This is a genomic window from Arthrobacter sp. Soc17.1.1.1 (genome assembly GCF_036867195.1).
GTDB lineage: Bacteria > Actinomycetota > Actinomycetes > Actinomycetales > Micrococcaceae > Arthrobacter_D.
Window position 1 is genome coordinate 143,468 of the sequence record NZ_JBAJII010000001.1, and the last position, 19,206, is coordinate 162,673.

The 19,206-nt window shown below is 70.2% G+C and carries 20 protein-coding genes; 10 read left to right on the forward strand and 10 right to left on the reverse strand.

Going from position 1 to position 19,206, the window contains the following annotated elements:
- Positions 1-197: 197 nt before the first annotated feature.
- Complete coding sequence (locus V6S67_RS00685) at positions 198-452, reverse strand: DUF6458 family protein (protein WP_334208414.1); 255 nt, start codon at positions 450-452, stop codon at positions 198-200.
- Between the two features lie 348 nt (positions 453-800).
- Between V6S67_RS00685 and V6S67_RS00690 the strand changes: the two genes are divergently transcribed.
- The gene (locus V6S67_RS00690; RefSeq protein ID WP_334211482.1) at positions 801-1,070 is read left to right on the forward strand and encodes a GlsB/YeaQ/YmgE family stress response membrane protein; all 270 of its coding nucleotides are present in this window, start codon (positions 801-803) and stop codon (positions 1,068-1,070) included.
- 193 nt (positions 1,071-1,263) lie between these two features.
- On the forward strand, positions 1,264-2,049 hold the full coding sequence (locus V6S67_RS00695) for a hypothetical protein (protein ID WP_334208415.1): 786 nt from the start codon (positions 1,264-1,266) through the stop codon (positions 2,047-2,049).
- Here V6S67_RS00695 and V6S67_RS00700 read toward each other — a convergent pair.
- Complete coding sequence (locus V6S67_RS00700) at positions 2,046-3,293, reverse strand: DUF445 domain-containing protein (RefSeq protein ID WP_334211483.1); 1,248 nt, start codon at positions 3,291-3,293, stop codon at positions 2,046-2,048. The two genes, V6S67_RS00695 and V6S67_RS00700, sit on opposite strands and share 4 nt — an antisense overlap.
- Before the next feature lie 129 nt (positions 3,294-3,422).
- Between V6S67_RS00700 and V6S67_RS00705 the strand changes: the two genes are divergently transcribed.
- A complete protein-coding gene (locus V6S67_RS00705) occupies positions 3,423-4,289 on the forward strand; it encodes a glycerophosphodiester phosphodiesterase (protein ID WP_334208416.1) in 867 nt (288 codons plus the stop codon).
- A 21-nt stretch (positions 4,290-4,310) separates the two neighbouring features.
- Positions 4,311-6,143, forward strand: a complete 1,833-nt coding sequence (locus V6S67_RS00710) for a glycoside hydrolase family 15 protein (RefSeq protein WP_334211484.1) — start codon at positions 4,311-4,313, stop codon at positions 6,141-6,143.
- Positions 6,144-6,215: 72 nt separating this feature from the next.
- On the opposite strand, the gene V6S67_RS00715 is transcribed toward V6S67_RS00710, so the two are convergent.
- Positions 6,216-7,406, reverse strand: a complete 1,191-nt coding sequence (locus tag V6S67_RS00715) for a zinc-dependent alcohol dehydrogenase (protein WP_334208417.1) — start codon at positions 7,404-7,406, stop codon at positions 6,216-6,218.
- Positions 7,407-7,503: 97 nt separating this feature from the next.
- Between V6S67_RS00715 and V6S67_RS00720 the strand changes: the two genes are divergently transcribed.
- The gene (locus tag V6S67_RS00720; RefSeq protein WP_334208418.1) at positions 7,504-8,250 is read left to right on the forward strand and encodes an AzlC family ABC transporter permease; all 747 of its coding nucleotides are present in this window, start codon (positions 7,504-7,506) and stop codon (positions 8,248-8,250) included.
- Positions 8,247-8,558 carry an AzlD domain-containing protein gene (locus tag V6S67_RS00725; RefSeq protein WP_334208419.1) on the forward strand — a complete coding sequence of 104 codons (312 nt, stop codon included), beginning with the start codon at positions 8,247-8,249 and terminating at the stop codon, positions 8,556-8,558. Before V6S67_RS00720 ends, V6S67_RS00725 begins: the two co-directional genes overlap by 4 nt.
- Positions 8,559-8,565: 7 nt before the next feature.
- Here the strand turns inward: V6S67_RS00725 and V6S67_RS00730 are convergent, their stop codons facing one another.
- The 3 genes from V6S67_RS00730 to pta are packed head-to-tail and all read right to left on the reverse strand — an operon-like array spanning position 8,566 to position 12,163.
- On the reverse strand, positions 8,566-8,901 hold the full coding sequence (locus tag V6S67_RS00730) for a YnfA family protein (protein WP_334208420.1): 336 nt from the start codon (positions 8,899-8,901) through the stop codon (positions 8,566-8,568).
- Positions 8,902-8,926: 25 nt separating this feature from the next.
- Positions 8,927-10,042 carry an acetate/propionate family kinase gene (locus V6S67_RS00735; RefSeq protein WP_334208421.1) on the reverse strand — a complete coding sequence of 372 codons (1,116 nt, stop codon included), beginning with the start codon at positions 10,040-10,042 and terminating at the stop codon, positions 8,927-8,929.
- A 42-nt stretch (positions 10,043-10,084) separates the two neighbouring features.
- Positions 10,085-12,163 carry a phosphate acetyltransferase gene (gene pta / locus V6S67_RS00740; protein WP_334208422.1) on the reverse strand — a complete coding sequence of 693 codons (2,079 nt, stop codon included), beginning with the start codon at positions 12,161-12,163 and terminating at the stop codon, positions 10,085-10,087.
- A 189-nt stretch (positions 12,164-12,352) separates the two neighbouring features.
- Here pta and V6S67_RS00745 point away from each other — a divergent pair, with 189 nt between their 5' ends.
- Together V6S67_RS00745 and V6S67_RS00750 are read left to right on the forward strand one after the other, a co-directional pair.
- Positions 12,353-12,697 (forward strand): ArsR/SmtB family transcription factor, encoded by a 345-nt coding sequence (locus tag V6S67_RS00745; RefSeq protein WP_334208423.1) that lies wholly within the window; start codon positions 12,353-12,355, stop codon positions 12,695-12,697.
- 12 nt (positions 12,698-12,709) lie between these two features.
- Entirely contained in the window at positions 12,710-13,210 is a 501-nt protein-coding gene (locus tag V6S67_RS00750) for an SRPBCC family protein (RefSeq protein WP_334208424.1), read from the forward strand.
- 59 nt (positions 13,211-13,269) lie between these two features.
- Here the strand turns inward: V6S67_RS00750 and V6S67_RS00755 are convergent, their stop codons facing one another.
- Both V6S67_RS00755 and V6S67_RS00760 read right to left on the reverse strand, forming a co-directional pair.
- Positions 13,270-14,415 carry a fatty acid desaturase family protein gene (locus V6S67_RS00755; RefSeq protein ID WP_334208425.1) on the reverse strand — a complete coding sequence of 382 codons (1,146 nt, stop codon included), beginning with the start codon at positions 14,413-14,415 and terminating at the stop codon, positions 13,270-13,272.
- Between the two features lie 22 nt (positions 14,416-14,437).
- A complete protein-coding gene (locus tag V6S67_RS00760; protein ID WP_334208426.1) occupies positions 14,438-15,550 on the reverse strand; it encodes a ferredoxin reductase in 1,113 nt (370 codons plus the stop codon).
- Between the two features lie 98 nt (positions 15,551-15,648).
- On the opposite strand from V6S67_RS00760, the gene V6S67_RS00765 reads away from it, so the two are divergent.
- On the forward strand, positions 15,649-16,848 hold the full coding sequence (locus V6S67_RS00765) for a PucR family transcriptional regulator (RefSeq protein WP_334208427.1): 1,200 nt from the start codon (positions 15,649-15,651) through the stop codon (positions 16,846-16,848).
- Here V6S67_RS00765 and V6S67_RS00770 read toward each other — a convergent pair.
- Both V6S67_RS00770 and V6S67_RS00775 read right to left on the reverse strand, forming a co-directional pair.
- Positions 16,845-17,714: a DNA-3-methyladenine glycosylase family protein gene (locus V6S67_RS00770; RefSeq protein ID WP_334208428.1), complete on the reverse strand. Its 870-nt coding sequence runs from the start codon at positions 17,712-17,714 to the stop codon at positions 16,845-16,847. The two genes, V6S67_RS00765 and V6S67_RS00770, sit on opposite strands and share 4 nt — an antisense overlap.
- Positions 17,711-18,505 (reverse strand): SDR family NAD(P)-dependent oxidoreductase, encoded by a 795-nt coding sequence (locus V6S67_RS00775; protein ID WP_334211485.1) that lies wholly within the window; start codon positions 18,503-18,505, stop codon positions 17,711-17,713. Before V6S67_RS00775 ends, V6S67_RS00770 begins: the two co-directional genes overlap by 4 nt.
- A gap of 254 nt (positions 18,506-18,759) precedes the next feature.
- Here V6S67_RS00775 and V6S67_RS00780 point away from each other — a divergent pair, with 254 nt between their 5' ends.
- A complete protein-coding gene (locus tag V6S67_RS00780) occupies positions 18,760-19,065 on the forward strand; it encodes a DUF4193 domain-containing protein (RefSeq protein ID WP_104048589.1) in 306 nt (101 codons plus the stop codon).
- Positions 19,066-19,206 lie beyond the last annotated feature (141 nt).

Genomic DNA, 19,206 nt, shown 5'->3' on the forward strand with positions numbered 1-19,206 from the left:
GCGACTCCGTTGTCTGCTGCTGCGAGGCCGCAACATGTGGTTTTATCTTTGTTTGAGTGACTCTAGCCCCGCTTTAGGTGTGACGTCAAGCACACAACGGGAACGATCAAAAACAACCACAGATGACGAAGGGCCGGAGCGTGGCTCCGGCCCTTCGGTCGACTCAGCTGGTGCTGTGCCTGGTGCTGTGTCCGGCGCTAGAGGCCCGTGTCGCGCGTCTCGCGGCGCGTGACGGTCTCCCCGGTGGCGGGGTCGACGAGGGATCGCGACTCCGACACCCGGTTCTGCCGGCGCGGTGCCGCCAGCAGCAGGGATGCGATGAGGCCGATCACGCCGACGGCCATCAGGATGTAGCCCACGAGCGTGATGTCCACGAAGCTGACCTGCGCCTGAATGGCGAAAGCAAGAATTGCACCCAGTGCAATAAGGAAAATCGAAGAACCGATTCGCATTACAAGAACTCCTTCGGGTTGCGGTGACGAGTGTTTCGGGAGAATTCCCCAGCGGTTAAGGTCCTGCACCGCTTCCTCCCGAGGCGGCACCGCTGCACGCCAGCATAGGGCGTCTTCCCTGTCACGGCGGGGATCTGCGCCTTCGCGGCCTGTGGGTGGCGTCCACGCAACGGTTCGGAAAAGATCGGTACGTAAGGCTTGATAAGCAGGATTAGCGTAGTGCTACCATTGCATCCTAAGCAGGCTGATGAAGTACAGTAGGGCGAAGTTGCACCGCGGTGCATCGGACTATCAGGTAGTGCGCCTCCTCGCGGGGGCCACTGAAAATCACTCAAGGAGCTCCTTATGATCGACATCATTGCCTTCCTCATCCTCGGCCTCCTCGCCGGCGCCCTCGCCAAGCTGATCCTGCCCGGCAAGCAGGGTGGCGGCATCCTCATCACGATGATCCTCGGCGTCATCGGCGCCTTCGTGGGCGGCTTCATCGGCCGGGCCATCTTCGGCACGAGCGGTGGCAGCACCTTCTCGTTCCAGTCGATCCTGTTCGCCGTCCTCGGTTCGCTGATCGTGCTCGTCATCTACGGCGCCATCACCAAGCGCCGCGGCTCGCGCGTCTAGTTCCGCAGAGCAGCTGCACCGGGGGGAGCAGCTGCGACAGGGCGTCACCGACCACGGTGGCGCCCTTTCCTGTTCGCCCTCCCTGGTCGACCTCCCTGCACGATGCGCCACCAGCAGAACCCCCACCCGACACGGCACGCCACGCCTAGACTCGTTGGCGGGGGTAATCCGATCCATCTGCGGAAGGACCACGATGTTTGGCCGGAACAAGGAGAACCCAGCCGTCAAGGCTGCCAACGGGACGCTGTTCGACAAGGACGGCAACCCGAAGCCCGCGATCCTCCGCGGCATCGAGCGGGCCCTCGACGTGCAGCGGCCGCTGATCCTCTCCAACCTCGACCGCCTGCGCCGCGGCCACCCGGACGCCTCCCCCGCCGAGCTCGCACGCCTGCTCGAGCGCGACTACCTGCGGGCGACGACGCTGGCGGGTGCCGCCGTCGGCGCCACCGCCGCCGTCCCCGCTGTCGGCACCATGGCATCCCTCGGACTCTCCGCTGCCGCGACGGTCGGGTTCCTCGAGGCCACGGCACTGTATGCCGAATCCATCGCCGAGCTGCACGGAGTCAACACCCAGGACCCGGAGCGGTCCCGCGCCATGGTGATGGCCATCCTCATGGGCGAGGAGGGCACCGCCCTGATCCGCTCCATCCTCGGCGCTTCCGCCGGGCAGGGTGCACCCCAGTACTGGGGGCAGCTCGTGAACAGATCCGCGCCGACCTCGCTCGTGAAGACCGTCACCGGATCCATCCAGCGGCGTTTCCTGAAGAAGTTCCTGGCCAAGCAGGGCGGATTCATGCTCGGGCGTGCCCTGCCGTTCGGTGCCGGCGCGGTGATCGGCGGCACCGGCAACCACCTCATGGGCAAGGGCGTCATCAAGACCACGCGTGAGGCGTTCGGGCCGTTGCCGCAGACCATCCCCGGCGAGCTCGCCGAGGTGCTGCAGCTTCCCGATCCCGGGTCGCGGCAGAAGCGGGCCTAACCGAAGATCGCGTTCGCGAGCGCGAAGATCACCAGGCCGGCCAGCGAGCCGACCACGGTGCCGTTGATCCTGATGAACTGCAGGTCCCTGCCGACCTGCAGTTCGATCTTGCGGGACGTCTCCTCGGCGTCCCAGCGGCCCACGGTCTCGGAGATGACGCCGGCGATCTCGCTGCGGTAGGTGCGCACCGCGTACGAGGCCCCGTCGGCGATCCAGCGGTTCACCTTCCCCGCCAGCTCGGCGTCGCTCGTCAGGCGGGAGCCGAAGTCCCGGACGGCGGCCTTGAACTTGGTCGTCAGTTCGCTCTCCGGGTCGTTGACGGCTTCGAGCAGGGCGTTCTTGATGGTGGCCCAGGTGCGGGCGGTGAGATCGCGGACGCGCGGGTCGTCGAGCAGCTGCCCCTTGATCTCCTCCGCCTTCGCGATCGTCTCGGGCTTGTGCTGGAGGTCCTGTGCGAGGTCCCGGAGGTACTTGTCGATGGCGAGGCGCACATCGTGCCGCGGATCGTCCTGCACGGCACGGATGAATTTCGACAGCTCGGCATGCACGCGGTCGCCGACCACGCCGTCGACGAGGCGCGGCACCCAGGTGGGGGAGCGCTGCGCCACCACGCGCGTGACCACCGCGTAGTTCGCGTCCACCCAGTCGCCGGCACGGTCCACGAGGAGGTCCACCAGCCGGTGGTGGTGCCCTTCGGCGAAGACGCGCTCTGCGATGCTGCCGATCGGCGGGCCCCACGGCGGCTCGAGCAGGTGCTTGCGGACCATGGACTCGATCACGCCCTGCACGGCGTCGTCGTTGAGCACGGTGAACATGCCGCGGATCAGGGCCGCACCCTCGACGGCCACGCGGTCGGCGCTCTCGGGCCTCTCGAGCCAGGCACCCGCCTTCTGGGCGATCCGCGCGGAGTCGAGCTTCGCGCGCACCACGTCCTCGGACAGGAAGTTCTCCTCCACGAACTGTCCGAGCGACTCCCCGATCTGGTCCTTCTTGCGCGGGATGATCGCGGTGTGCGGAATCCTCAGCCCCATCGGATGCTTGAAGAGGGCCGTGACCGCGAACCAGTCCGCGAGGGCGCCCACCATGCCGCCCTCGGCGGCGGCGCGCACGTACTCGAGCCACGGGTACGTGTCCTGCAGGGCGAAGGCCACCAGGAAGATGGCGGCCATCACCGCGAGCAGCCCCGTCGCCAGCAGTTTCATGCGGCGGAGGGCGTCGGCCCGCTCGGCGTCGGCACCGGTCATCTGAGCATTCACGCTCCGAGTCTAGCGAGGCCGCCGTCCGCGTCGGCGGAGCGCGGCGGCCCGATGGAACGCGGTCGGCGGGGTCACGTACCGTGATAGGCACACCACCTCCGACGGAAAGGCGGGTCAGTGCCCCCTGTGATCTTCGCCCACCGCGGCAGCAGCGGCACCTACGCCGAGCACACGCGCGCCGCCTACCTCCAGGCGCTCGCGGACGGCGTCGACGGTGTGGAGTGCGACGTGCACCTCAGCCGGGACGGGCAGCTGGTCTGCATCCACGACACCACGCTGGAACGCACCACGAACGGTTCCGGGGACGTCGCCGACCACACCGTGGCCGAGCTGCGGATGCTCGACGTGGCCGCCTGGAAGGGCGTGGGCATCCCGTCCGCCTTCGGCGGGGCGGACGAGCAGTTCCTCACCCTCGCCGATCTGCTGACCCTGCTGCACGACGCCGGCCGCCCCGTCCGCCTCGCCATCGAGCTGAAGCACCCGAGCCCGTTCGGACTGCGCCTGGAGGAGGCCCTGATCGCCTTCCTCATGGACGAGGGATGGAACCCGGAGTCCTCGATGCTCGGCGGCATCGAGATCAGCTTCATGAGCTTCAATCCCGACTCCATCCGGCAGCTCGCGGAATCGGCCCCGCACCACATGCTCTGCCAGCTGGTCGCGGACGTCGAGCCCCAGGAGGTCCGTGACGCCCTGCGCTTCGGCTCGATCGCCGAGGGCGCGCTGATCGCCGTGCTGCAGCGCGCTCTGAAGGAGGGCGAGGAACTGATCGACGCGCAGGAGGTCGGCATCGCGGGCCCCGGCATCGAGTACGTACGTGACCACCCCGAGCGGATCCGGCGGTGGATCCAGGAGGGCATGCGCGTACGGGCCTGGACGGTGAACACCGAGGAGGACGCCCTGTTCCTCGCGGACCTCGGCGTACAGGAGATGACCTCCGACTATCCGGCGCGCATCCGGCTCGCGCTCGAGGGCAACAGACAGTAGGCGCACGAAGTCCCCGGACCGCTGTGGTTGAGTGGGGAGATGCAATCGCCCATCGAGGACTACGCGCTCCTCTCCGATCTCCACACCGGTGCTCTGATCTCCCGGCGCGGCAGCGTGGACTGGCTCTGCTTCCCCCGCTTCGACTCCGACTCGGTGTTCGCGGCCCTACTGGGCACGCCGGGGCACGGCCGGTGGCTCGTCGCCCCCGCGGACCCGGCAGCCGAGGTGGTGGACCGCAGCTACATCGACTCGACCTTCGTCCTCCAGACCCACTGGAGGACCGCCGACGGCGAGGCGCTCGTCACGGACTTCATGCCGGTCACCGACCGCCGGGCGAACGTGGTGCGCCGCATCCAGGGCCTGCGGGGCACGGTCACCCTCCACCAGGAGCTGGAGATCCGGTTCGGCTACGGCGACGTGGTCCCGTGGGTCACCCAGGGCGCGCAGGACGGCGTGCCGACACTCCTCGCCATCGCGGGACCGGACGCGCTGGCGCTGCGCGGACCCCGGCTGCGGGCCACGGACCGCCGCCACGAAGGCACGTTCGACGTGACGGAGGGCTCCCTCGTCGACCTGGAGATGCTCTGGTACCCGTCCCACCGCGACACACCTGCCCCGCTCGACGTCGACGAGGCCCTGGACTCCACCATCAGCTACTGGCGGGCCTGGGGGGCCAACACGCTGGGGGACGGCGAGTACGCCGACGCCGTGCAGCGCTCGCTGCTCGTGCTCCGCGCGCTCACCCACGAGGACACGGGCGGGATCGTGGCGGCCCCCACCACGTCGCTGCCCGAGCAGTTCGGCGGGGCCCGCAACTGGGACTACCGGTTCTGCTGGCTGCGCGACGCGGCGCTGACCCTCGAGGCCATGATGACCCACGGCTTCGCCGAGGAGGCACTCGAGTGGCGGAACTGGCTGCTGCGGGCGGTCGCGGGCGACCCCGAGGACCTGCAGATCATGTACGGGCTCGCCGGGGAGCGCCACCTGCCGGAACGCGAGCTCGGCCACCTGCCGGGCTACGCCGACTCGGTGCCGGTGCGCATCGGCAACGGCGCGGTGGACCAGTACCAGGCGGACGTGGTCGGCGAGGTCATGGTGGCTCTGGAGAAGCTGCGCGGCCACGGTGTGACCGAGGACAGCTTCTCCTGGCCGCTGCAGCGATCGCTGCTGGGCTTCGCGGAGAAGCACCTGGACGACCGGGACCACGGCATCTGGGAGATGCGCGGCGACCTGCAGTACTTCACGCACTCCCGCGTGATGATGTGGGCGGCGTTCGACTGCGCCGTGCGCGCCGTCCGGGACCACGGACTCCCGGGCCCGCTGGACCACTGGATCGGCCTGCGCGACGGGCTGCGCACGGAGATCCTCGAGCACGGGTTCGATCGGGAACTCAACTCGTTCACGCAGGTCTACGACGGCACGGAGGTGGACGCCTCCCTGCTGCAGCTCCCGCAGGTGGGGTTCATCGACTACGACGACCCGATGATGCTGGGCACGGTCGAGCGGATCGAGCAGCATCTGCTGAATCCCCAGGGCCTGCTGCTGCGGTACCGGACGGGCGAGTCCGACGACGGCCTGGAACCCGGCGAGCACCCGTTCCTCGCGTGCTCCTTCTGGCTCGTGGAGCAGTACGCGCATGGCGGCCGGCTCGACGAGGCGGCACGCCTCATGGACCAGCTCGTCGGGTATTCCAACGAGCTGGGCCTGCTCTCGGAGGAGTACGACGCCGAGAACGGGCGCATGGCGGGCAACTTCCCGCAGGCCTTCTCCCACCTCGCCCTCGTGCGTGCTGCCGATGCGCTGCAGCTGGCCCGCGGCGAGGCGGATCCGCACGAGCTGATCGCGCGGGAGTAGCAGCCACCGGACGCACCGGGAGCCCGGCCGCATGACCGGGCTCCCGCCGTCGTTCCGGGCTGTTCCTGCCTGCTAGACGGTGACGCCCTGCGGCTTCAGGACCACCTTGATGGTGCCGTCCGTCTTCTTCTGGAAATTCCTGTAGGCGGCCGGCGCCTCGTCGATCGAGACCTCGTGCGTCATGAGGTCCGTGACGCCCAGCGGATCCGAGGGCTCCTCGACGATCGGGAGCAGCTGATCGGTCCAGCGGCGCACGTTGCACTGGCCCATGCGGAACTGGACCTGCTTGTCGAACATGCTCATCAGCGGCATGGGCGTCGCCGATCCCCCGTAGACGCCGCTGAGGGAGACCGTGCCGCCGCGACGGACGGCGTCCATCGCGGAGTGGAGGACCGCCACGCGGTCGCTGCCGCCGGTCTCCATGACCTTCTGGGCGACCCTGTCCGGCAGGATGCCGACGGCGTTCTGCGCGAAGGCGCCGACGGGGGAGCCGTGCGCCTCCATGCCGACGGCGTCGACGATCGCATCCGGCCCGCGGCCGTTGGTCATGCTGCGGAGCTCCTCGGCGGTGTTCTTCGTGAAGTCGATGGTCTCGATGCCGTGGCGCTTGGCCATGGCGCGGCGCTCGGGGACGGGTTCGACGGCGATCACGCGGTGGCCGAGGTACTTGCCGATGCGCGCGGCGAACTGGCCCACGGGGCCGAGGCCGTAGACCGCGAGGACGCCGCCTTCCGGGACGTCCGCGTACTGTACGCCCTGCCAGGCCGTGGGCAGGATGTCCGAGAGGTAGAGGTAGCGTTCGTCCGGCAGCTCGGAGCCGACCTTCACGGGACCGTAGTCGGCGAAGGGTACGCGCAGGTACTCGGCCTGCCCGCCCGGCACGGAGCCGTACAGTTCCGAGAAGCCGAAGAGTGCCGCGCCGGACCCCTTCTCGTGCACCTGGGTGGTCTCGCACTGGGACTGCAGCCCGCGGGTGCACATGAAGCAGTACCCGCAGGAGATGTTGAACGGCACCACCACGCGGTCACCGACCTTCAGATTCGTGACGCCCGCACCGACCTCCTCGACGATGCCCATCGGCTCGTGCCCGAGCACGTCGCCCTTGTGCATGTAGGGGCCGAGGACCTCGTAGAGGTGCAGGTCGGAGCCGCAGATCGCGGTCGAGGTGATGCGGATGATCGCATCGGTGGGTTCCTGGATCGTGGGATCGGGCACGTTCTCGACGCTGACGTTGCGCTTGCCCTGCCATGTCACTGCCTTCATGTGGTGCTCCCTGGGTAGTAAGTAGGCTTTCCTTTCCTACTATTCACCGGTTCGTCACAGATGGGAAGCCGAGGACGGCCTCGCCTAGCCTTGTCCGGTGGTGCTTCTCCAATCCCCGGCGGTCCGTGTGGCCCTCTCGGTCGCCGTGGCGACCGGTCTCTACGGTCTCTCGTTCGGCGCGCTGTCCGTCGCCGCCGGCCTCGATCTGCTGCAGACCATGGCCCTCAGCCTGCTCCTGTTCAGCGGTGGATCGCAGTTCGCGTTCATCGGCGTCGTCGCGGGCGGTGGGAGCGGGTTCTCGGCGATGTCCGCAGCCGCCCTGCTCGGCATCCGCAACGGCGTCTACGGGATGCAGATCAACGTGCTGCTGCGCCCCGCCCGGTGGCGGAGGCTGCCCGCCGCGCACCTGACCATCGACGAGTCCGTGGCCACGGCCACGGGCCAGACCGACCCGGACGAGCAGCGCCGCGGGTTCTGGGCTGCCGGCGTCGGCGTGTTCGTGCTGTGGAACCTCTTCACGCTCGTCGGGGCGCTCGCGGGCAACGCCATGGGTGACCCCGCCCGCTGGGGGCTCGACGGCGCCGCGGTGGCCGCGTTCCTCGGGCTGCTGTGGCCCCGGATCCGGACGAGGGAACCGGCCGCGATCGCCGTCGTCTGCGCCGTGGTGACGCTCGTCGCCGTCCCGCTCGTGCCCGCGGGAGTCCCGATCCTCATCGCGGCCGTCGTGGCCGCGGTCCTCGGGCTCGCGGGTCTCGGCCCCGCCACGGAAGGGCTCGAGCCCGACGTCGAGCCGTACCCTTCCGGCCCCGCCCGCCCTGCCCGCCCGCCGCGGGGGGACGCATGAACCTGTGGGGGTGGATCCTGCTGGCGTGCGCGGTATCGGTCGCCACGAAGTTCGCCGGCTACCTGGTGCCCGCGAAGCTGCTCGACAACCCGCGGATGCTGCGCGTCGCGGGGTCCCTGACCATCGGCCTGCTGGCCGCGCTGACGGCCGTCAACACGTTCGCGTCGGGTCAGCAGCTCGTGGTCGACGCCCGCGTGGTCGCCCTGCTGGCCGCCGCCGTGGCCCTCAGGCTGCGGGCGCCGTTCCTCGCCGTCGTCGCCGTCGGTGCTCTCGCCGCCGGCCTGGCGCGGCTGCTGGGTGCGGCGTAGGAGCGGGTCAGGCCGTCGGCCGCGGCACGAACACGATGAGCGCGACACCGACCAGGCAGACCGCCGAACCGATGAGGTCCCAGCGGTCGGGCCGGAAGCCGTCCACGAGGACGCCCCACGCCAGCGACCCCGCCACGAAGATGCCGCCGTAGGCGGCGAGGATCCGCCCGAAGTGCGCGTCGGGCTGCAGCGTCGCCACGAACCCGTACGCACCGAGCGCCATGATGCCCAGTCCCGCCCACCACCAGGGCCTCCCCTCGCGGACGGCCTGCCAGATGAGCCACGCCCCGCCGATCTCCGCGACGGCGGCCAGCACGAACAGGAGGGCGATGCGGATCGTCATGGCTCCAGTCTGCCGGAGCGGCGCGCTACGAGGCGTCGACGACGGCGGCCGTCGCCTCCGCGATCGCCGCCTCTTCGTCGGTGGGCACCACGAGGACGGGGAAGGCCGATGCCTGCGTGCTGATGGAGCGGGCCTCCTTGCTGCGCTCGCGGTTCTTCTCCTCGTCGAGTTCGAGGCCCAGGGCGCCGAGCTTCGAGACGACGGCGCTGCGGAAGGTGGCCGAGTTCTCGCCGATCCCCGCGGTGAAGACGAGCGCGCGTGCGCCGCCGACCGCCACGTGGTACCCGCCCACGTACTTCGCCAGCCGGTAGGAGGCCACCTCGAGCGCGAGTCCCGCCCGCTGGTCGCCGCCGTCCGCGGCCTCGGTCACCGAGCGCATGTCGTTCGTGCCGGTCAGGCCCTTGAGCCCGCTGTTGCGGTTGAGGAGTGTGTCCAGGTCCTGCTCCGAGTAGCCCTCGCGGAGCAGGAACAGGAGGATCGACGGGTCGATGTCGCCCGACCGCGTACCCATGACCAGTCCCTCGAGGGGCGTGAACCCCATGGACGTGTCGATGCTCTCGCCGTCGCGCACGGCGGTGACCGAGGCGCCGTTGCCGAGGTGCGCGATCACCCCGGTGAACCTCTCCTCGCCGAGCAGCGCCGCCGCGCCACGTGCCACGTAGGCGTGCGACGTGCCGTGGAAGCCGTACCGGCGGATACCGAACCTCCGGTAGAGCTCGTCGGGGACGGCGTACCGCCAGGCGTGCTCGGGCAGGGTCCGGTGGAACGCGGTGTCGAACACGGCCACCTGCGGCATGCCCGGCCACTTCTCGGTGATGGCCCGGATGCCGGTGACGGCAGCGGGGTTGTGCAGGGGTGCGAGCGGGTTGAGGCGCTCGATGGCCCGGGTGATCTCGTTGTCGATGAGCACGGGCTCGCTGAAGCGCTCCCCGCCGTGCACCACGCGGTGCCCGACGGCGTCGATCGTGCGGTCTCCGAGAGCCGCCGCGACCTCGCCGTCCACGCGGTCCAGGGCCGCTGCGTGATCGGGTACCTCGGCCTCGCCGATGCGCTCCACGAGCCCTTCCGCCAGGACGTCGTCGCCCTCGCGGACCTGGTACTTGAGCGAGGACGAGCCGGAGTTGATGACGAGGATGATCATGGGGTCCTGTCGGGGAGAGGGCGTGCGGTGGTCACGAGGTGGTCAGGAAGTGGGCTGCTGGGCCTGGACGGCGGTGATGGCCACCGTGTTGACGATGTCCTCCACGGTGCAGCCGCGTGAGAGGTCGTTGACCGGTTTGCGCAGGCCCTGGAGCACGGGCCCGACGGCGACCGCACCGGCCGACTGCTGCACGGCCTTGTAGGTGTTGTTGCCGGTGTTGAGGTCCGGGAAGATGAACACCGTCGCCTGCCCGGCCACCGTCGAGCCGGGGAGCTTGGACGCCGCGACGGAGGCGTCGACGGCGGCGTCGTACTGGATGGGGCCTTCCACGGCGAGGTCCGGCCGCTGCCGCCGGACGATCTCCGTGGCGCGGCGCACCTCGTCCACGGCACCGCCGGAGCCCGACTCGCCCGTGGAGTAGGAGAGCATGGCGATCCGGGGTTCCACGCCGAACTGCGCCGCGGTCTCCGCCGAAGCCACGGCGATGTCCGCCAACTGCTCGTCGTCGGGGTCCGGATTGACGGCGCAGTCCCCGTACACGAGTACGCGGTCCTGAAGGAGCATGAGGAACACGGAGGAGACGATCTTCGCGCCGTCCTTCGTCTTCACGAACTCGAGCGCGGGACGGATGGTGTTGGCCGTCGTGTGGGCGGCGCCCGAGACCATGCCGTCCACCCGCCCGAGCTGCACCATCATGGTGCCGAAATATGCGCCTTCGAGCATGCGTTCGCGGGCCTGGTCGAGGGAGACGTTCTTGTGCGCGCGGAGGCGGGCGTACTCGGCCGCGAACTCGTCGCGCAGCCCGGAGGTGGCCGGATCGATCAGTGTGATCCCGGAGAGGTCGATGCCCTGCCCGGTGGCCAGTTCCCGCACCTTCGCCTCGGGGCCGAGGATCGTGAGGTCGCAGACGTCCCGGCGGTGCAGGATCTCGGCGGCCTTCAGCACCCGGACGTCCTCGCCCTCCGGGAGCACGATGTGCCTGCGCTCGGCCCGGGCCCGCTGGATGAGCTCGTGGAGGAAGCGCAGCGGGGTCATGCTGACGGGGCGGGGCAGTTCGAGGCGCTCCAGCAGTTCGTTCTCGTCCACCTGCCGGGACCAGGCGCCGAGGGCGGCGGCGGCCTTGCGGCGCAGTCCGCTGGCGATCTCACCCCGCACCTCGCTGACGCGGCGTGCCGCGGTGTAGGTGTCGTCGTCGAGCGCGAAGACGGGGAACGGCGCCTGGGCGAGGAGGGCGAGGATGCTGGGTTCGGGGGCGAGCCCGCCTGTCAGCATCATGCCGGACGGCACGGGGAACTCGGGGGAGAACGACGAGGCGAGGGTCGCCACGTGCACGTCGGCGCGGTCGCCCGGCACGATCACGAGGGCGCCGTCCTTCAGCAGATGCAGGAAGTTGCCCACGTTCATGGCGGCCACGCGGATGCTGGTGACATCGCGTTCGAGGTTGGAGTTGCCGGCGATCTGCCGGGCGCCGAGTGCGACGGACACCTCGGCGACGGTGGGCTGCGAGATCTCGGCGAGCTCCGGGATCACGTAGACGGGACGCCCGGACCTCCCGGGCCGCACGTGCTCGCTGATGGCCGCGACGGCGTCGTCCGCCGCGCGGTTGACCATCATCGCGAGGAGGGACACCTTGGCGGCGTCGAGTTCGCGGCGGGCCACGTCGACGGCGTCGGCGGCCTCGTCCACGGACATGTCCTTGGCGCTGACGACCGCGAGCACCATGGCGCCGAGGTTGTTGGCGAGGCGTGCGTTGAGGTCGAACTCGACGGCGGCGTCATTGCCGGAGAGGTCCGTTCCCTCCACGATGACGACGTCGCACTCCGCGGCGATCTCGCTGTAGATCGCGACGCAGCGCGCGTCGATCTCGGCGCGGTCGCCGGCGACGAGCAGGGCGCGTGCCTCGGCCCGGGTCAGCCCGCCGCGGGCGCGGCTCGCGGGGAGGTCGAAGGCGCGCTGCATGAGGCCCACCATCGGGTCCTCGGCGGGGTCGCTGCCCTCGACGATGGGCCGGAAGAAGCCCACGCGGTCGGCGTGCCGGTGCAGCATGTCGGCGAGGCCCAGGGAGATCAGGGCCTTGCCGGAGCCGTTGGTCATGGCGCTCACATAGATTCCGCGGGTCATGGGCCCAGTCTTGCAGGCTCCCGGGAGGGCCGCCATAACGGGTGTCACGCCGACCTCCTGACCGGTCGCGGCGGCGCTCCCGGCGGCGGCGACCGCCGGCGGGCACTGCGCGACCGGTCCCGTGCCGCGACGCACGGGATGCCCGTGGGGTGTTGACGGGTCCCTGCAGCAGGCGTAACGTACAACCACATGGTTGTAGATCAGTTGCACGAGGACGAGGTGAGCCGCCTGTTCCAGGCACTCGCCGATGCGACACGGAGGGACATCGTGGCGCGCGTCCTGGTCGCCGATTCTTCGGTATCCCGACTCGCCGAGCAGTACGCCATGAGCTTCGCCGCCGTGCAGAAACACGTGGCCGTGCTCGAGCGGGCATCACTCGTCACCAAGGAGAAGCGCGGACGGGAGCAGATCGTGCGAGGAGAGGTCGACGGCGTGCAGAGGGCCCGCCGCCTGCTCGACGACTACGAGAGGATCTGGCGGCAGCGGGTCGACCGGATCGAGGACATCCTCGCCGAAGACGAGGATCGGAACTAGGGAGGCAGCATCATGGCGATCATCAGCGCAGACAAGGACACACAGGAGCTCAACTTCCGGATCGTCGCCGAGTTCGACGCCGACGTGAAGCGGGTCTGGCGGATCTGGGAGGATCCCCGTCAGCTCGAGCGGTGGTGGGGCCCGCCCACCTGGCCCGCGACGTTCGACACCTACGACTTCGCGGTCGGCGGGCGCGCGGAGTACTACATGACCGGGCCCGACGGCGAGAAGGCGCACGGGTGGTGGGTGATCACCGGCATCGACGCCCCCACGCGCCTCTCGTTCGACGACGGCTTCGCGAACGAGAACCGTGAGCCGATGGACGAGCTCGGCCGGACGCACGCCGTCGTCACGCTCGAGGACCTCGGCGGCCGCACCCGCATGACCCTGGTGACCGGGTTCGAGTCCCTCGAGCAGCTCGACCAGATGGTCGGGATGGGCATGGAGGAGGGCCTGAAGGGCGCCCTCGGGCAGGTGGACGCCATCCTCGCCGAGCAGGGCGCCGCCGCCTGACGCAGGAAGGCGCCGCCGTCCCCTTTCGGGACGACGGCGCCTTCGTGCGTGCGCGGTGTCTACGCCGTCGCGGTCTTCGCCTTGCGGGGCGGGAGGGCGAGCTTGAAGATCTTCGCCCAGGTGGAGCCGACCTGCTTGGGCAGGGGGCCCGTGGTGTAGGGGAGCTTGTAGCGGGTGCAGATCTCGCGGACCCTGACCGCCACCTCGGCGTACCGGTTGGACGGCAGGTCCGGGAAGCAGTGGTGCTCGATCTGGTGGGACAGGTTGCCCGTGAGGAAGTGCATGAGCTTCGAACCGGAGATGTTGGCCGAGCCGATCATCTGGCGGACGTACCAGTCGCCGCGCGTCTCGCCGTCGACCTCCTCCTCCGTGAACGTGTCCGTCCCGTCGGGGAAGTGGCCGCAGAAGATGACCGCGTGCGCCCAGAAGTTGCGGATGGCGTTGGCGGCGAGGGTGCCGTACAGGGCCTGCTTGCCGGAGCCGGTCAGCATCGCGACGGCGGGCGTGGCGGCGTAGTCCTTGGAGAACTGCTTGACCACCTTGACGCCCACGGCCTTGAGGTCGCGGTTCATGGCCTCCTTGGACTTCAGGCCCTCCTTGTACTCGGGGATCTCGAGGTCGTACAGGGCGATGCCCCACTCGAAGACCGGCGCCAGGACGGCGTTGTACAGGGGGTTGCCGAGGTTGAACGGGCGCCACGGCTGGTCGGGGTCCATGCGGAGCAGGTTGTATCCGATGTCCCTGTCCTTGCCGATGACGTTGGTCCAGCGGTGGTGCAGGTCGTTGTGCGTGTGCTGCCAGGAGCGCGCCGGCGTGACGAAGTCCCACTCCCAGGTGGTGGAGTGGATGTCCGGGTCGCGCATCCAGTCCCACTGGCCGTGCAGCACGTTGTGCCCGATCTCCATGTTCTCGAGGATCTTGGCGAGGCTCAGCATGGCCGTGCCGGCGAACCAGGCCGGCTTGTACTTGCTGAACAGGAGGGTGCCGCGCCCGGCGAACTCGAGCGAGCGCTGCAGCTTGATCACGCGGCGGATGTACGCGGCGTCGGTGGCGCCGCGCTTGGCCAGGATGTCGTCGCGGACGGCGTCGAGTTCGCGGCCCAGCTCCTCGACCTGCTCGTCCGTCAGGTGCTTCGCGGCGTCGGGGCGGACCAGGGGGTGGCCCGATGCCGCGAGGGCGCCGGGGCGGGTCAGGGTGTCGGTCATGGGGTGCTCCTTCGGTGGGGGGCTACAGGTCGAGGTTCACGGGCCCGGCAGCTGCCGAGACGCAGGTCTGGATGAGCTGTCCGGGGGTGTTGTGCAGCTCGCCGGTGCGCAGGTCGCGGACCTGGCCGGCGCGGAGCGGGATGAGGCAGCTGTGGCAGATGCCCATCCTGCAGCCGCTCGGCATGAGGACGCCGGCGTCCTCGCCGATGTCGAGCAGCGGGGTGTCGCCGTCGGCCTGCACCTCGCGGTCGGACTGTTCGAAGGTGACGAGGCCGCCGTCGTGCCCGGCGCCCGCCGTGAGGTCGGTGCTGAACCGCTCGATGGTCAGCGTGCCGGTGCGCGAGGCGTCGGCTTCCGCCACGGCGGTGACGTCCGGCACGGTGCGTGCCTGCTCGAGGGCCGCTTCACGCCCCCACAGCTCCTCGGCGTCGTTGAGGAACCCTTCGGGCCCGCAGGCGTAGGCGGCACGCGAACGCCAGTCCGGGCAGAGGTCCGCGATGGTCCTGGCCGTGAACTGCAGGCGGCCCCGGGCGCTGGTGAACCAGTGGCGGACCGTGAGGTTGGGGAACTGGTCCGCGAGCTCGTCCAGCTCCTCGCGGAACAGGCTCTTCTCCGGGGTGCTGTTGGAGTTGATCAGCACCACGTCGGCGTCCGGCCTGCGCGGGATCAGCGTGCGGATCATCGACATGACGGGCGTGATGCCGCTGCCGGCCGTGAGCATGAGCAGCGAGCGCGGGTGCTCGGGGAGCACGAAGTCGCCCTGGGGCGGGGCGAGGAACAGGACGTCGCCGGGCTTGGTGTCACGGACCAGGACGTGGGACACGGCACCGGCGTCCTTGACGGTGATCGCGGGGTCGTGCCCCGCGGCGTTGCTGAGGGAGTAGGAGCGCCACTGGCGGACGCCGTCGAGTTCGACGCCGATACGCGCCCACTGCCCGGCCTGGTGCGCATGCCAGCCGTTGCCGGGGCGGAAGTAGATGGTGGCCGAGTCCTCGGTCTCGTGCGCCACGCGCGTGACGATGCCGCGGAGCTGGCGGGACGAGTACACCGGGTTGAAGAGCGCGAGGAAGTCTTCCGCGGTGAGCGGCGTGGTGAGCGCGGCGGTGACGCGCGCCAGCTTCGAAAACCGGATCATTCAACCAATGGTATGGCCTATCCGGATAAAAAGCTGCACCCGGGCCGTACACTTGACCAATAACTATTATCTCTGCGAGATAGATTGGGGCTGGTTCTGTGGGGTCCGACGAGGTGATGGCGGCGCCGCCGGAACCGCCCTGGCTCGCTCTTCCTCCCGAGGTGAGCGACCGGCTGCGGCCGCTGACCCCGGACCTCGTGGAAGCGATCATCGAGGCCGTCCCGCAGCTCGTCCCGGCCTACGCGCGGCCCATCGAGGGCAACTTCGGGCGAGGCCTGCGCCGGGGCGTGGCTGCGGCGCTGGACCGGTTCCTCGAGCTGCCCGGCACCAGCCTGCCCGCCCTGTCCGAGCAGAGCCGGCCGCTGGTCGCGGGACTCGGCAGGGGCGAGTTCCGCCAGGGGCGCAGCATGGATGCGCTGCTCGGTGCCTATCGCATGGGGGCGCGTGTCACGTTCCGTGAGATGTCGCGCCGCTCGATGGAGGCGGGCCTCGGGTCGGCCGTCGTGGTGGACCTCGGCGAATCGATCATGGCCTACATCGACGAACTGTCGGCGGTGAGCGCCGAGGCCTATGCCTTCGAGCAGTCCGAACGCGCCGGGGCCGTGGACCGGCGTCGTGCCGAGCTGCTGGAGCTGCTGCTGCTCGGGCAGGCGGACGAAACGGCCCTGCGGCAGGCGGCGTCGCTCGCCGACTGGGTGGTGCCCGTGCAGGTGGTCGTGGTCACGCTGCCGCTCGAACACGCCGACGGTATCCGCCAGCGGCTCGGGCCGGGGGCGATCGTCGTCGAGCGTGAGACCGACGCCGTCGCCCTCGTGCCCGATCGGGGGCCGCGGCAGCGGGCGGAGCTCGACCGCGTGCTCATGGGACGCGGCGCGGCCATCGGCCCTGCGGGCGGCCTCGAGCAGGTGGCGCAGTCGCTGCGCCTGGCGGTGCTGGCAGCCTCCATGCTGCCGCCGCGCGAGGGCAGCGACGAGTCGCCGGTGTGGGCGGACGAGCACATGACCGAGGTGGTCCTCGCCGCGGAACCCTCGGCGATCCGGGAGCTGGCCCGTCGGAGACTCGCCCCGCTGGCCGGCCTGCCCGACGGCCAGCGCGCCAAGCTCGAGAAGACCCTGCTCGCCTGGCTCCGGCACTGGGGGCAGCGGGCGCCCATCGCGGAGGAGCTCGGCATCCACGGTCAGACGGTCGGCTACCGCGTCCAGCAGCTCCGGGAGCTGTTCGGCGACGAGCTGAAGGACCCGAAGGCACGCTTCGAACTGGAGATCGCCCTGCGCAGTGACGGGCGGGCTGCCGCCTAGGCCCCGCTGTACGTGGCCGCGGTCCAGAGGTGGAACAGCGCGTAGGCGCGGTAGGGGCGCCAGGCCTCCGACAGCCGCTCGGCGTCCCGGATGGTCGGGTCGCCCATGGCGCGGCGTGCCACGAGGTCGCCGGGTGTGAAGGCGTCGGGGTCCCGCAGGACACGCACGGCCAGGTAGTCGGCGGACCACGGGCCGATCCCCGGGATGGCGAGCAGGTCCTTCCGCAGCATCGCGTGGTCGCCGGCGGGGTCGAGCGCCAGGCCGCCGGCGACGGCGCGCGCTACGTTCTGCACCGTCGCGGCCCGCGCCCGGGTCACGCCGACGGCGGCCCGCAGCTCCTCGTGCGGAGCCGCGGCGATGGCCTGCGGCGTGGGGAACAGCGTGAGGCCGGCGTCGGTCGGCGTCCCGTAGGCGGCAGCGAGCCTTCCGCCGAACGTGCCGCCCGCGGCCACCGACACCTGCTGTCCGAGGACCGTCATGATCGCGGCCTCGAAGGCCTCCGGATAGCCGACGGCGCGGAGGGCCGGGCGGCGGCGGACAAGCGGGCCGAGGAGCGGGTCGCCGTCGAACGTGCGGGCGACGGCTGCGACGTCCGTGTCGAGGTCCAGCCACGTCCGCGTGGTGCGCACGAGCTCCGCGAACTCGTCGTCGTCGTCCGTGTCCGCGGTGAGCGTCACGTCGCCGGACCGGACGGTGACGGTGACGCGGCGCGGGCCCCCCGGCGTCGGAAGCAGGCGCGTGTGCGTGGCGCCGGACACGCCCGAGCCGGTGATCTCGCAGCCCGGGATGGCGTGGTTCGCGAGGATCGCCGCCAGCGGGCCGGGCTCGAGCGCGCCGTTCGGGGTGAGGACCGCGGTGCGGCTCACGGGAGGATGGCGTCCACGTACCCGCCGTCCACGCGGACCGCCGCGCCCGTGGTGGCCGAGGCGAGCGGGGAGGCGAGGTAGGTCACCATGTTCGCGATCTCGCGCGGCTCGATCAGGCGCTGCAGCAGCGACTGCGGTCGGTGGTCCCTCATGAACTGCCGCTGCGCGTCCTCCCACCCGAGGTCCTTGTCCACGAGCTGGTAGACGAAGTCCTCGACCCCGCCGGTGTGGGTGGGGCCCGCGATGATCGAGTTCACCGTCACACCCGTGCCGGCGGCCTCCTTCGCGAAGCCGCGCGAGACCCCCAGCAGTGCCGTCTTGGACACGCCGTAGTGGATCATCTCGGCGGGGATGGCGACGGCGGAGTCGCTCGCGATGTACTGGACGCGGCCCCAGCCGGCATCGATCATGCCGGGCAGGTAGGAGCGGGTGAGGCGGATGGCGGTGAGGACGTTGACCTCGAAGTAGCGGCGCCATTCGGCGTCGTCGATCTCCAGCGCCGGCTGTGCACCGAAGATCCCGAGGTTGTTGATGAGGATGTCCACGGCGGGCAGGACGCCCAGTGCCGTGGCGACGCCCTCCTCCGTCGTGACGTCGGCCGCGACGGCCACGAGGTCGGCGTCGGGCACGTCCTGGCGGATGGTCTCCATGGCGCGGACGACCCCGCGGTTGCTGCGGCCGTTCACCCCCACGCGGGCGCCCGCGGACGCGAGGCCCGCCGCGATCGCCATCCCGATGCCCTGCGTGGACCCCGTGACGAGCGCCGTCCTGCCGCTGAGATCGATTGCCACTGCCATGGGAACTCCTGGGACCGTCGGGGAATGGGATCGGAACCAACCCTACGACGGCGCTGCCCGGCCGGCTGCGTAGCACGCGCGGCCCCGGTCCGTCACATCGGGGCGCGGAGCGGCGGGCGATCGGGGCGTGGAGAAAAGATCCAGTTCCAGCCGGTATATTGCTCCCGGTATATGGAATACTTCCGCCTCCCCCGAGGTTGAGAGTGGCATCTGGGCGTATTCCCGCCCACAGAAGGAGATCTACCCCCATGGCAACCGACTACGACGAACCACGCGTCCGTCCGGAAGACCAGCCAGCCAACGAGTCCCTCGAGGCTATCCAGGCACAGCGCAGCGCGACCACGCAAACCGCGTTGATCGATGTCGAGGACGGCGAGACCGCCGAAGGGATCGACCTCCCCGGGGCCGACCTCTCCCACGAGGAACTCCTCATCCAGGTCATCCCGCAGCAGGAGGACGAGTTCACCTGCATGTCCTGCTTCCTGGTCCACCACCGCAGCCAGCTTGCGCGCGAGAAGAACGGCGACAAGTACTGCACCGAGTGCGAGGGCTGACACGACGTCCGGACCGCTCCACGAAAAGCCCCTGGCCCTTCGGCCAGGGGCTTTCTTCGTCAGGCGGTCCATGTGCGCAGCCCCGGCGGCCCGGCATCGACGGGGCGTGCGCGGCCGGCTGCCCGTGGTGGGCGTGGTTCC

Bases quoted from the DNA above. Each gene is read 5' to 3' on its own strand.
- V6S67_RS00685 (WP_334208414.1), bottom strand. From the start codon at position 452: ATGCGAATCGGTTCTTCGATTTTCCTTATTGCACTGGGTGCAATTCTT.
- V6S67_RS00695 (WP_334208415.1), top strand. From the start codon at position 1,264: ATGTTTGGCCGGAACAAGGAGAACCCAGCCGTCAAGGCTGCCAACGGG.
- V6S67_RS00700 (WP_334211483.1), bottom strand. From the start codon at position 3,293: ATGACCGGTGCCGACGCCGAGCGGGCCGACGCCCTCCGCCGCATGAAA.
- V6S67_RS00715 (WP_334208417.1), bottom strand. From the start codon at position 7,406: ATGAAGGCAGTGACATGGCAGGGCAAGCGCAACGTCAGCGTCGAGAAC.
- V6S67_RS00725 (WP_334208419.1), top strand. From the start codon at position 8,247: ATGAACCTGTGGGGGTGGATCCTGCTGGCGTGCGCGGTATCGGTCGCC.
- V6S67_RS00730 (WP_334208420.1), bottom strand. From the start codon at position 8,901: ATGACGATCCGCATCGCCCTCCTGTTCGTGCTGGCCGCCGTCGCGGAG.
- V6S67_RS00735 (WP_334208421.1), bottom strand. From the start codon at position 10,042: ATGATCATCCTCGTCATCAACTCCGGCTCGTCCTCGCTCAAGTACCAG.
- pta (WP_334208422.1), bottom strand. From the start codon at position 12,163: ATGACCCGCGGAATCTATGTGAGCGCCATGACCAACGGCTCCGGCAAG.
- V6S67_RS00745 (WP_334208423.1), top strand. From the start codon at position 12,353: ATGGTTGTAGATCAGTTGCACGAGGACGAGGTGAGCCGCCTGTTCCAG.
- V6S67_RS00750 (WP_334208424.1), top strand. From the start codon at position 12,710: ATGGCGATCATCAGCGCAGACAAGGACACACAGGAGCTCAACTTCCGG.
- V6S67_RS00755 (WP_334208425.1), bottom strand. From the start codon at position 14,415: ATGACCGACACCCTGACCCGCCCCGGCGCCCTCGCGGCATCGGGCCAC.
- V6S67_RS00760 (WP_334208426.1), bottom strand. From the start codon at position 15,550: ATGATCCGGTTTTCGAAGCTGGCGCGCGTCACCGCCGCGCTCACCACG.
- V6S67_RS00780 (WP_104048589.1), top strand. From the start codon at position 18,760: ATGGCAACCGACTACGACGAACCACGCGTCCGTCCGGAAGACCAGCCA.